At 39.9% G+C, this 11,951-nt stretch carries 13 protein-coding genes; 7 read left to right on the top strand and 6 right to left on the bottom strand.

The features are described from left to right. Positions 1 to 480: 480 nt before the first annotated feature. Positions 481 to 1,125: a pyridoxamine 5'-phosphate oxidase gene (gene pdxH / locus AN490_RS20790; protein WP_148760011.1), complete on the bottom strand. Its 645-nt coding sequence runs from the start codon at positions 1,123 to 1,125 to the stop codon at positions 481 to 483. 163 nt (positions 1,126 to 1,288) lie between these two features. Here pdxH and AN490_RS20785 point away from each other — a divergent pair, with 163 nt between their 5' ends. Both AN490_RS20785 and AN490_RS20780 read left to right on the top strand, forming a co-directional pair. Beyond that, positions 1,289 to 2,383, top strand: coding sequence for an AI-2E family transporter (locus tag AN490_RS20785; protein ID WP_148766729.1), 1,095 nt, complete (start codon positions 1,289 to 1,291; stop codon positions 2,381 to 2,383). A 138-nt stretch (positions 2,384 to 2,521) separates the two neighbouring features. Beyond that, positions 2,522 to 3,313 carry a ScpA family protein gene (locus AN490_RS20780; RefSeq protein ID WP_300006705.1) on the top strand — a complete coding sequence of 264 codons (792 nt, stop codon included), beginning with the start codon at positions 2,522 to 2,524 and terminating at the stop codon, positions 3,311 to 3,313. A 40-nt stretch (positions 3,314 to 3,353) separates the two neighbouring features. Here AN490_RS20780 and AN490_RS20775 read toward each other — a convergent pair whose 3' ends face one another. Then, positions 3,354 to 3,488 carry a hypothetical protein gene (locus tag AN490_RS20775; protein WP_300006704.1) on the bottom strand — a complete coding sequence of 45 codons (135 nt, stop codon included), beginning with the start codon at positions 3,486 to 3,488 and terminating at the stop codon, positions 3,354 to 3,356. A 21-nt stretch (positions 3,489 to 3,509) separates the two neighbouring features. On the opposite strand from AN490_RS20775, the gene AN490_RS20770 reads away from it, so the two are divergent. Both AN490_RS20770 and AN490_RS20765 read left to right on the top strand, forming a co-directional pair. Then, positions 3,510 to 4,679 (top strand): NDP-sugar synthase, encoded by a 1,170-nt coding sequence (locus tag AN490_RS20770; RefSeq protein ID WP_300006703.1) that lies wholly within the window; start codon positions 3,510 to 3,512, stop codon positions 4,677 to 4,679. A gap of 36 nt (positions 4,680 to 4,715) precedes the next feature. After that, positions 4,716 to 4,844 (top strand): hypothetical protein, encoded by a 129-nt coding sequence (locus tag AN490_RS20765; protein WP_300006702.1) that lies wholly within the window; start codon positions 4,716 to 4,718, stop codon positions 4,842 to 4,844. A 31-nt stretch (positions 4,845 to 4,875) separates the two neighbouring features. Here the strand turns inward: AN490_RS20765 and speA are convergent, their stop codons facing one another. After that, on the bottom strand, positions 4,876 to 6,888 hold the full coding sequence (gene speA, locus AN490_RS20760; protein ID WP_300006712.1) for a biosynthetic arginine decarboxylase: 2,013 nt from the start codon (positions 6,886 to 6,888) through the stop codon (positions 4,876 to 4,878). A 283-nt stretch (positions 6,889 to 7,171) separates the two neighbouring features. Between speA and ndk the strand changes: the two genes are divergently transcribed. Next, entirely contained in the window at positions 7,172 to 7,621 is a 450-nt protein-coding gene (gene ndk / locus AN490_RS20755; protein WP_015080124.1) for a nucleoside-diphosphate kinase, read from the top strand. Positions 7,622 to 7,697: 76 nt separating this feature from the next. Here ndk and AN490_RS20750 read toward each other — a convergent pair whose 3' ends face one another. Beyond that, the gene (locus tag AN490_RS20750; protein WP_148760005.1) at positions 7,698 to 8,420 is read right to left on the bottom strand and encodes a TerC family protein; all 723 of its coding nucleotides are present in this window, start codon (positions 8,418 to 8,420) and stop codon (positions 7,698 to 7,700) included. A gap of 663 nt (positions 8,421 to 9,083) precedes the next feature. On the opposite strand from AN490_RS20750, the gene AN490_RS20745 reads away from it, so the two are divergent. After that, a complete protein-coding gene (locus AN490_RS20745) occupies positions 9,084 to 9,278 on the top strand; it encodes a DUF2811 domain-containing protein (RefSeq protein ID WP_300006701.1) in 195 nt (64 codons plus the stop codon). Between the two features lie 142 nt (positions 9,279 to 9,420). Here AN490_RS20745 and AN490_RS20740 read toward each other — a convergent pair whose 3' ends face one another. Then, positions 9,421 to 10,119 (bottom strand): response regulator transcription factor, encoded by a 699-nt coding sequence (locus AN490_RS20740; RefSeq protein WP_015080127.1) that lies wholly within the window; start codon positions 10,117 to 10,119, stop codon positions 9,421 to 9,423. A gap of 438 nt (positions 10,120 to 10,557) precedes the next feature. On the opposite strand from AN490_RS20740, the gene AN490_RS20735 reads away from it, so the two are divergent. After that, on the top strand, positions 10,558 to 11,181 hold the full coding sequence (locus AN490_RS20735) for a CPP1-like family protein (RefSeq protein ID WP_300006700.1): 624 nt from the start codon (positions 10,558 to 10,560) through the stop codon (positions 11,179 to 11,181). Between the two features lie 41 nt (positions 11,182 to 11,222). Here AN490_RS20735 and AN490_RS20730 read toward each other — a convergent pair whose 3' ends face one another. Next, the gene (locus tag AN490_RS20730) at positions 11,223 to 11,903 is read right to left on the bottom strand and encodes an HAD family hydrolase (protein ID WP_300006699.1); all 681 of its coding nucleotides are present in this window, start codon (positions 11,901 to 11,903) and stop codon (positions 11,223 to 11,225) included. Positions 11,904 to 11,951: the final 48 nt, after the last annotated feature.

Raw genomic sequence — 11,951 nt, 5'->3', positions numbered from 1 at the left:
CTACGCATCTGGTAAAAACATCCTTTTTTTGACTGAGCTTTAAACTGGTGCAAATGAGTGTTTCTTATTTGCTCCCTGTTCCCTGTTCCCTCTTCCCTGTTCCCTTCTTTTGTAAGTGAATGGAAAAAAAACTAAATATGTAAGGAAAAGTCAAGTTGCCCAAAACCTCTTTTCTGTTCCCTTGCCATAACCACAATTTTTAACGCCAACCTACTTAATGACCTGATAACTACTATATCTATGTCGGTCTTTCTGATAAGTCATGCTTACTATATACATATCCAGTATAATCTAACTGTACATTAAGAAACATATATCAAAGATAATTTGGGGTAGTTAACTGATTAAGTATTCAGTCTTCAGCTATCAGTTTTCAATCCGGAAATACAGAATGTTAAATGTGTATAACTTTCAGGAAATAACTACTTCCTTTTCTCTACTATTACTGCTGATAGCTGAATGCTGACATCAAATATTAAATCAAGGTGATAACCGCTCAATTTGCCATTCTCCATCATTTAAACGAGTATATAGCAGGCGATCATGTAAACGACTTGATCTTCCTTGCCAAAACTCAATTTTTTGGGGAATCACGCGAAAACCACCCCAATGAGGAGGACGAGGAACTTCCTGATTTTCATATTTAAGCTGAAACTCCTGTAATTGTGCTTCTAAAATTTCTCTACTTGCAATTACTTCGCTTTGATTAGAAGCCCAAGCACCTAGCCGACTATATGCAGGACGAATTTCAAAATAGCTATCAGATTCTGCTGAAGAAATTTTTTCCACAGTCCCCACAATTCTCACCTGACGTTCTAGTTCAGCCCACCAAAAAACTAAAGCAGCATGGGGATTTACCGCAAGTTCCTGTCCTTTTTCGCTATTGTAATTAGTAAATAAGACAAACCCCCGTTCATCAAAATCTTTGAGTAATACCATTCTCGCCGAAGGCTGACCATCTGCTGTACAGGTAGCCAAAGTCATAGCATTAGGTTCAGGTAGCTGGGCTGCTAAGGACTGAGTAAACCAAATTTTAAATTGTGTAAACGGATTTGGATTAATTTCTTTTTCACTCAAATCTTGTAATGTGTAGTCTTTGCGAAGATCCGCTATGCTTGTATCCATTTTTGTGATTTCCTCAAATTTAGATCGAAAAAATATTTATGATCAAAATCAGTAAATTGTTTAGACAATAGGAATGAATGGAAGTTACAGGAGTATGGCTAAAGCCACGCTGCGTTATCATTCCTTTCCTACCTCAAAAGCCCCTGCTTATACATTAAATCAGATGCGCCGTTCTGCTTCTCTGCAAACTCTATTAATTTATGGACTCAGTGGACCAATTATCGCCCTCAATATCTGGCTACTGTCTGTATTATTTCGTTTTTTCCAAAATCCAATTACTATTCTCAGTATTGCGGCAATTCTGGCTTTTTTACTAAATTACCCGGTTAAGTTACTTGAGAAAGTCAGAATTACCCGCACTCAAGCGGTAATCATTGTTTTACTACTAACTTTAACTTTGTTTATTGTTTTGGGTGTTACTCTCGTACCCATGCTAATTGACCAAACCATTCAACTTTTAAATAAGATTCCGGATTGGTTGGCGACTAGTCAAGCTAATTTAGATCACTTAGAAAGTTTAGCAAAGCAGCGGCGCTTATCTATAGACTTAAAGCTGGTAACAAATCAAATAAATGCTAATATTCAAAATCTGGTACAGCAAATAGCTTCAGGGGTAGTAGGATTTGCAGGAACACTATTATCAGGAATACTGAATGTAGTCTTAGTCATCGTTTTAGCTTTTTATATGCTCATATATGGCGATCGCGTTTGGTCTGGTTTAGTTAATCTGCTACCATCTAATATTGGTATTCCCTTTAGCCGATCATTGCAGTTAAATTTCCAAAACTTTTTCCTAAGCCAATTATTGCTGGGACTGTTCATGGTCATAGCCCTCACACCCATATTCTTATTTCTAAAAGTCCCATTTGCTCTCTTATTTGCCATTATAATTGGTATTTCTGGACTTATTCCCGTTGTTGGCGCAACTTTAGGCATTGGTTTAGTCACAATGTTAGTATTAATCCAAAATTGGTGGTTAGCCTTTCCAGTCGCTACAATGGCAGTTATCATGCAACAAATTAAAGATAATCTGTTAGCTCCAAAATTAATGGGTAATTTTATCGGACTCAACCCCCTGTGGATTTTTATCGCCATTTTAATGGGATTTGAAATTGCCGGATTATTAGGAACACTCGTTGCTGTGCCAATTGCTGGGACTATCAAAGGCACTTTTGATGCCATCAAAAGCAGTAACCATAGCGATTTTGTCTCAAATTTTCGAGTTAATTATGGCTCAGAATTTGAAGAAGATGAATAAGTTGGTCAGTTGTCAGTTGTCAGTTGTCAGTTGTTATTGGAACTCTTCCCTTTCTTCCTTCTTCTTTCTTCTTCCTCCTGATAGCGAAGCGTGGCGTTAGCCATACTCCTTCTTCCTGGTATTTTAAATTTTAAATTAATGGATGCAGCCGAATTATTAGAAAAAATTACACACCTGATTGAGCAAGCTGAAAAAGGGGAAATTGACCCTTGGGACGTGCGAGTTATTGAGGTGATTGATCATTACTTGGAATTAATGTCCCCAGAAGCAAAAACCATCAGAGGCTACGAAAGTGACTTATCTCAATCTGGACAGGCTTTTTTATCAGCATCAATGCTCGTATTATTTAAAGCTAATACATTAGTTCAGTTATCAGCAGTATATAATACTCCAGAAAAAGTTTTAGATGATACACTATTAGGAATTGAAGACGGCTTGTTATATCCGGCCCATCGTTTGCACCTAGAGCAACACTTGCGTCGTCGTCCGGCCGCTATGCCACCGCCAAAACGTCGGGTGACTTTGCAAGAGTTAATAGACCAGTTGCAAATTATGGCCAGCCAGCTAAAACTAGTAAAAAAAGTTGATAAACCTAGGCGGTTTAAAGGTCGGCCTAGTGTGCAGACCATGCGAGAAGCTCTAGAGTTAGCGCACCAAGAAAATTTAACCCAAGTCGCGTTAGAAATAGAGCAGGTGTTATATGGTGCTGCTAAAGAGCAAAATTCAGAGGAACAATATTGGAATCTAGAAGAACTGATAGATTTATGGATACAGACAAAACAACCAGAGAAAAATGGGGAGCATCATGAATCAGAACACGGTAACTTAGTTAGCGTTTTTTGGGCTTTACTACTGCTATCGGCTCAATCTAAGGTAGAACTATTTCAAAAAGAATTTTACCAGGAAATTCAAATCCGCTTACCTAGCTAAAAGCAGGGGCAGGGGGAGAATAAATTTCTATCTATTCCAACTAACAACTGTACGGGCGAAGCATTTGGAGAACTATTTTTGGCAATGATAACAACTGTACGGGCGAAGCATTTGGAGAACTATTTTTGGCAATGACCGATAATTTATCTTCCAAATGCTTCGCCCCTACTAACAACTGACTAAGGAATAAAATTTTATGAAAGCGATGATTCTTGCAGCGGGAAAGGGTACTCGTATCCGTCCCATCACATATACAATTCCCAAACCCATGATTCCTATTCTGCAAAAGCCGGTTATGGAATTTTTACTGGAGTTATTACGTCAACATGGATTTGACGAAATTATGGTCAATGTCAGCCATTTGGCGGAAGAAATAGAAAGTTATTTCCGTGATGGTCAGCGGTTTGGAGTGCAGATTGCCTATTCTTTTGAAGGTAAAATTGATGATGATGGTAAACTCGTCGGCGAAGCTATCGGTTCAGCCGGGGGTATGCGGCGGATTCAAGACTTCTCACCATTTTTTGATGACACATTTGTAGTGTTATGTGGTGATGCTTTAATTGATTTAGATTTAACTGCGGCGGTAAAGTGGCATAAATCCAAAGGGGCGATCGCTACCATCATCACCAAATCAGTTCCCAAAGAAGAGGTTTCTAGCTACGGTGTGGTGGTTACTGACGAAAATAATCGCGTTAAAGCTTTCCAAGAAAAACCTTCAACAGAAGAAGCCCTTAGCACTAATATCAATACAGGTATTTATATTTTCGAGCCAGAAGTGTTTGAATATATACCCTCTGGAGTGGAATATGACATTGGTAGCCAGTTATTCCCCCAACTTGTAGCAGATAACGCCTCTTTTTATGCTATTCCCATGGATTTTGAATGGGTAGATATTGGTAAAGTTCCCGATTATTGGCGAGCAATTCGTGGTGTTTTATCAGGAGAAATTAAAAATGTCCAAATCCCTGGACATGAAGTTGCTCCCGGTATTTTTACTGGTTTAAATGTATCTGTAAATTGGGATAAAGTTGATATCACTGGACCTGTTTATATTGGGGGAATGACCAAAATCGAAGATGGGGCAAAAATTATTGGACCAGCAATGATTGGTCCAAATTGCTGGATTTGTAGTGGGGCTACTGTAGACAACAGTGTAATTTTTGAATGGTCGCGTTTAGCTCCAGGAGTCCGCTTAGTAGATAAGCTGGTGTTTGGGCGTTACTGTGTAGATAAGACGGGAGCATCCATTGATGTGCAAGCTGCGGCTTTAGATTGGCTAATTACTGATGCTCGGCAAACTCGACCCTCAGAAATACCTTTAGAACACCAAGCGATCGCTGAATTATTAGGAGCAAATGTTAATTAGTTAGTTGTCAGTTGTTCGTCAGTAGGGGCGAAGCATTTGGAAGATAAATTATCGGTCATTGCCAAAAATAGTTCTCCAAATGCTTCGCCCGTACAGTTGTCAGTTGTCCTTTGTCAGTTGTCCGTTGTCCGTTATCCGTTGTTTTTCTTTACCACTGACCACTGACCACTGACAACTGACAACTGACTATTAACTATTAACTATTCAAGTAAGTATACCGTTGTAAACTTTGCTCGTAAGTTTGTAGTAGTCGCTGAGATTCTGTTATAGTAATGTGCTGTTCTTCTAAAGCTCGCTCACACCGTTGGCGAATGTTTTCTATCATGTCCTCAGCATCATACTGGACGTAGCTCAGAACTTCACTCATGGTATCGCCCTTGACAACGTGTTCAATTTGATAACCTTTGGGTGTTAAATTAATGTGAACAGCGTTAGTGTCACCAAAGAGATTATGTAAATTCCCCATAATTTCCTGGTACGCTCCATTCAGGAACATTCCCAGATAATAAGGTTTCCCCGGCTCAAATTCGTGCAGTTCTAACACTGATTTGACATCTCGCAAATCTATGAAGCGGTCTATTTTTCCATCACTATCACAGGTTAGATCCGCTAAAATTCCTCTCCGGGTTGGTTCTTCATCCAGACGATGTATAGGCATAATGGGAAATAGTTGATCTATCGCCCAACAGTCCGGTGCTGATTGAAACACGGAAAGATTGATATAGTAAATGGAAGCCATGATTTTTTCTAGGTCTTCCAACTCATCAGGTACGTATTCTTCCTGACGGATGAGATTTAAAACCTTTTGACAACAAGCCCAGTAAAGACGTTCGGCTTTAGCGCGTTCCTTGAGGCGCAAAATTCCTAAGTTGAAACGACTGATGGCTTCCTCTTTGAATTGAGCCGCATCGTGATAGAACTCTTGGTAATTTTCCTTATTAATGGATTGGTAGGTTTCCCAGAGATATTTAATGATTGGGGATTCTCCCTCTTGGTGAGGAGAAGGGGGATTAAGGGGGACATCGCTGGTGCTGAGAACATCAAAGATTAAAACCGATTGGTGGGAAGAAATCGCCCGGCCACTTTCACTCACTAATGTTGGTACGGAAATATGCTTTTCATCACAGGTATCTTTTAACTCTGCCACGATGTCGTTAGCATAGTTTTGCATATTGTAGTTTTTCGAGGTGTAGAAGTTGGTTTGAGAGCCGTCGTAATCTACACCCAAGCCACCACCAACGTCTAAATATTTCATATCTGCCCCCAGCATGGCCAACTCCACATAAATGCGGCTGGCTTCTTGGATAGCATCTTTAATGACATTGATAGCAGAGATTTGAGAACCAATGTGAAAGTGTAATAACTGCAAAGAACCGAGTAAGTCGGCTGCACCTAATTTTTCCACAGCTTCCATAATTTCGGGAATTGTCAAGCCAAACTTAGCGCGATCGCCTGTGGAAGTTCCCCAACGCCCCATTCCCTGGGTACTTAATTTCGCTCTTACTCCCAAGATGGGTTTAATGCCTAATTGACGGCTGACCGCAATGGCCAAATCTACCTCTTCAATTTGCTCTAGGACGATCACTGGTGTTTGTCCTAGCTTTTGGGCTAACATGGCTGTTTCGATGTATTCCTGGTCTTTGTAGCCGTTGCAAATTAACAATGCGCCTGGTGTATCCAACAAGGCTAGAGCAATCATTAATTCTGGCTTAGAACCTGCTTCTAAACCAAATTGATGGGGTTTACCAAATCTCACTAAATCTTCGATCAGGTGGCGTTGTTGATTGCACTTAACGGGAAATACTCCCCGATATACCCCAGGATAGTTATAGCGAGCGATCGCTTTGGCAAAACAAGCATTTAATCGCTCAATTCGGTCTTCCAAAATATCGGAAAACCGGATTAACATGGGTAGCCCCAAATTACGCTGCTTTAAAGCATTTACCAACTCGAACAAGTCTAATGACCCACCACGTTCACCCTTGGGGGAGACAGTCACATGACCAGCCGCATTAATCGAAAAATAAGGCTTTCCCCAACCTTCAATCCGGTACAGGTCTTCACTATTCTCAATTTTCCAAGGTAGAGGTAAATCTCCCGTAATTGGACTAGGGACTAGTAGTTGCTTCTGTTTTTGGCGTTTCAATTCAGCTTTATGCCCATTAGACGGCATTTTCACAATTTCATCAGCGGTTGACTCGACACCCATTTCTTCCTGACCTCTGTGTTTGCCCACGAAAATAATAATTTAACAAAATAGTCTGGTAAGGGATATACAACTAGAAATAAATATCGTCATTACCATGCTGCGCTACCCGTAGAGGGGTAAGTAAGCCTTGCTGCGTCTTTACTAGCCAGAAAAGAAGACAATTTTTTTCTCGTTCCCTTATCTCTGCAATTTTTAGGGAATATTGACAAAACTACTAGACAAAAGACATCAATACAACTGACAATTAACCCATCAAAATTTGATTATGTTTTTGGAGACAGATTTGGAACGCACATTTTTAGCAATTAAACCTGACGGTGTACAACGCGGCTTGGTGGGTGAAATTATCCGCCGATTTGAAACTAAGGGCTTTACCCTAGTGGGCTTAAAGTTTATGAAGGTTAGTAAAGAATTAGCGGAAAAACATTATGATGTTCACCGTGAAAGACCTTTTTTCCCTGGTTTAGTGGAATTTATCATTTCTAGTCCAGTGGTAGCCATGGTTTGGGAAGGCGAGGGCGTTGTGGTAGCAGCCAGAAAAATTATTGGCGCAACCAACCCTTTAACAGCAGAACCAGGCACAATTCGCGGCGATTTTGGCGTTAATGTCGGTCGCAACCTCATTCATGGTTCTGATGCTCAAGAAACCGCCCAAACAGAAATTGCGCTGTGGTTTAAGGAAGAGGAATTAGTTGCTTGGCAACCTCATTCCACACCTTGGTTAAATGAGTAATTAGGGATGGGTAATGGGTAATGGGTAATGGGTAATGGGTAATAAAACTCTTACCTGTTACCTGTTCCCTACCTAATTACTTCAAGACTTGGGCTTTTTCCTTTTCTTCTGGAACTAATTCCACAACGGTGCGTTTAGAGAAGCCCCAGGCTAAGATGATACCAATAGCTGTCACCATGAGCCATTGTGGTGGGACTAAATCATCGTTGATGACTTTTAATAACAGACGTAAACCTACAAACGCTACAGTGATGTAACCTGCGTCTTCTAAGTTTGCATATTCATCTAACCAGCGGATAAATAATCCAGCCATGAATCGGAGGGTGACAATACCGATGGTTGTACCAGTGATTACCAACCATGTTTCTTGAGAAACGGCGATCGCTGTGGTCACACTATCCAAGGAAAAGGCTAAATCGGTAAAGGCAATCACGGGTATAGCTTGCCACAGAGATTTAAAACGTGGTCCGTGATGGTGATTGGATTCGTCTTCTTGAGAGCTAAAGTGTTGGAATACTAGCCATAAGAGATAACCAGCGCCCAATAGTTCAAATTGCCAAAATTTTTGTACCCAAGTAGCTGTTAACAATAGGGTGATTCGGAGGACATAAGCAAATACTAAACCAATGTTTAGGGCTTGACCTTCTAGTTTTTTGTCTTCTAGTCCTTGGGCGATCGCAGCGAGGGCGATCGCATTATCAGCCGATAGCACTGCCTCTAAAAACACTAAGATTAAGAGAACTATAGAAGCTTCGACGCTGAAATGAAAATCTAGGTAATTAAATATTTGGTCTAACATTCCAATTTCTCAGGCAAAAATCAATAATTTACAGAATTAGAGCTTAAAAGTTTTTCTTGTAGAAAGCACAACAAATTACTACTCTCATCTATTTTAACTTGCATTTAGCCTAGTCTCAATGAGTAATTTCCGTCACCACTTTAAACTAGATAACTAAAAGTTAGCATACTTATATTCATAAATTGACTTTATCATCTTATTTACCTGATATGTCATATCTTCCTGACATTTTGGTAATTCTTATTATGAACTATTATTTTCCTCATTCATTCCACAGGATTTCCACAGGTAATTTTGCAGTTTTCCACAGATGTTTGACGAGTTAATCAGCTATTCCTGACTTATTGGGGATTGTGAATTTTTCACTACTAACAGGCTTGATAACCGAGTTTTCATGAAGTTATGTAACAAAAATATAGTTATAAGCCTGATTAATTCGTCAAGATTTATTTTTGACTGCTAATTGTTAACATTTCGCAGCATTGACAAATCCACCCGTTGTGAGCGCAAAATGATGAGTCTTAGTTTGATTCCCCTAGGCATCTGCATTTTGTATTTTGGTTTATTTTAATTTTCTTCCCTACTTTCCCCACAGGGGATGAATCAGCCCTCAGTCAAACTGAACACAAGTAACTTCTCTTGATTAATCTACAGGAAAATTTTATGAACTCAACAGTTCCTCTCTTTACCGAAATTCCCGAAACATTACAGGAATCCATGAACAACTATCTGCAAAACCATCCTGATTGGGATCAAACCCGCGTATTAACAGCGGCTTTATCGCTATTTTTGCTGCAAAATGGCGAAAGCGATCGCCGAGCGGCTCGTGTTTATTTAGAAACTTTATTTCATCAATAATCCAGAGAAATACTGAATTAAATTAATAAACCAACTCTGTTTCCGTTCACAACATTTTCCGTTGATAGCATGAATTTTGCAGCCCTGCTCCCACGCCTTGAAGGCTTGGGAGCGGCGGAAGTTTACAGATAGTAGTCAAGTTTTAGTTAGAAGTAGCGCATTCAAATTTGTACCCTACACCACGGATAGTGTGAATTAATGTTGATTGAGTCGGATCGATTTCAATTTTCTTACGAATTTGACCAATATGGACATCTACAACCCGTTGATCCCCAACATATTCATAGTCCCAAACTTTTTGGATCAGTTCAGATCGTCGCCAAACTCTAGCTGGATGACTAGCTAAAAAATATAATAAGTCAAATTCCAGAGCAGTTAAGAGAATGGGTTCGCTATTAAGCATTACTTCCCGTCCTATGGAATCAATAGTTAGTTTGTCAAAGATAAGACGTTGCTGTTCTGCATTAGTTACAACCCGCTGCCGCCTTAAAATTGCTGCTACTCTAACTTCTAACTCTCCTAAACCAAATGGCTTAGTGAGATAGTCATCAGCACCTTTAGAAAAACCGCGAATTTTATCCGCTTCGTCTGTCCTGCTAGTCAGTAGTAGCACAAATACACCACTACGACTCTGCATTTCTTGACAGAGGTTAAAACCAATCACATCTGGCAAATTAACATCTAGAATTACTAAATCAGGGTTAAATTGCTCAAACATACTTAGACCAGTCTTACCATCTTCGGCAGACTCAACTTGATAATTTTGTTTGAGTAAAAAGCGTTGGATTAAATTCCGAACCGCAGGATCGTCGTCAATTACAAGAATCTTGGCAGCAGCCATGGCTATTATTTTTTACAGAAGTACATAGAATTAACAAAGATGATTGCGTAAAAACGCAGGTTTTACTTTGGCAGTAATTCAAAATTTACGGGGGATAGGGATGATTATCCTGATTATTTCTATAAACTGTAATTTTTATTGTGAATATTGAAGAGGTAAATATGCTGGTATAGCAGGAGTTAGGGGAGGATGAGAGTAGTTTCCCGACTTCAGTCCACAGTCCTGAGTATTCAAATTTTCAACAATCTTAAAACCACAATTTTCTTATGTGCGGTTGCCCCGACTCATGCTATTATTGTGGTAGATAGATAAAATTGCCTACTTTCTCTAATGCAGGTAGCTACTTGTCTAATTGTTGTCTTTATTTCTATAAAATCTAAAGTTGTTTTTCTGTAAAATAAAAAGTGCCGCTGATTAAGGCTAAAGTAATAACCTCCCATGAGTGATCAAAGTCCCTACGAAAAACTTGGGGTATCAGAAGACGCAAGCTTCGATGAAATTCAGGATGTTCGGAATCGCCTGTTAGAACAACATGGTGGTGATGGCAATGTCCGAGAAGTTATTGAAGCTGCTTATGATGCGATTCTAATGGAGCGCCTACGGATGCGCCAAGAAGGTAAAATTAAAGTGCCTGAACGCATCCGGTTTCCAGAAAAGCGATTTCCATCTTCTCCCCAAACAAGTCAAACCCTTGGTCAGCAGTCTCCTGCATGGCTAAAGCGGAGTATAGATCAGCCTAAGTTAACTGATGTACTGCTACCAGGAGCTTGGTATCTGGGTTTAAGTGCAACTAGTGTGTTATATCCCGGTGGTAGCGGACAGGTTTTACAACTGTCCTTGGTAGTTGGGGTAGCTATTGGTGTTTATTTCCTCAATCGCAAGGAAGGAAAATTTGGTAGAGCGGTTTTATTCACGTTAGTTAGTTTAATTGCTGGCTTAATCGCTGGCGGTCTACTTGCTGGCTTAATATTACCATTACCATTGATAACTTTGACAGCGAATCAGTTTTCGACGCTGTTGACTTTTATATTGATGTGGTTAGTAAGTAGCTTTTTACGTTAGGTAATGGGTAATTGGTTAATGACCGATTACCCATAATTTTTTTATTGTTTGAGGATAAAATCTACAGCCGTTTTTAAATCGGTCACAATCATATCAGGTTGATAAGATGCTAGTTGACTGCGATCTCGGATACCCGACTCAACTGCAATAATTTTGATATCGTGTTTTTTGGCAGCAGTAATGTCGGCTTCTGTGTCTCCCACCATCCAAGTATCAGCCGCAGGGGGGAGTTCAGCTAAGGCTCTAGCCATTAATAATGGTTTATCTTCGACATCACGAGTTTTTACATAGTCGTTACTTAGGCAATAACGACGGTTTTCTGGGAAAAACTGGCTCAAATTATATTGATTAAAAGCATAATCTAATTCTCGTACCCGTCGCATTGTCATCACGGCTAAATCAATACCGGCTGCTTGAACTTTGGTGAGTGTTTCTAATGCAGTGGGAACAAGGATATCATACTGGAAATAGGGGAGGGTGTGGACTATTTGTTTACGGATTTGGGAAAATTCTTGCCCTTGTTGGGCATCTAAACCTGATTGTAGAGCAATTTGGAGTTCGGGAGTGTGCGATCGCTTGAGTTGCCAAAATTCGGCTTTAGAAAGTTCTATAATTGTTTGTTGAGGATATCGGGTTTTCTCTAGACACAATTGATAAACACGGTAATAGCGTTCCGAAACATCCATGATTGGACCGTCAAAGTCAGTAATTAATCTCAGCATGAGTAGATAATTGGATATAGATCCCCGACTTCTCAAAGAAGTCGGGGA

Origin of the sequence: Anabaena sp. AL09 (assembly GCF_001672255.1) — a bacterium.
GTDB classification, from domain to species: Bacteria; Cyanobacteriota; Cyanobacteriia; order Cyanobacteriales; family Nostocaceae; genus Dolichospermum; species Dolichospermum lemmermannii.
This window is presented reverse-complemented; position numbering and strand designations above follow the sequence as displayed.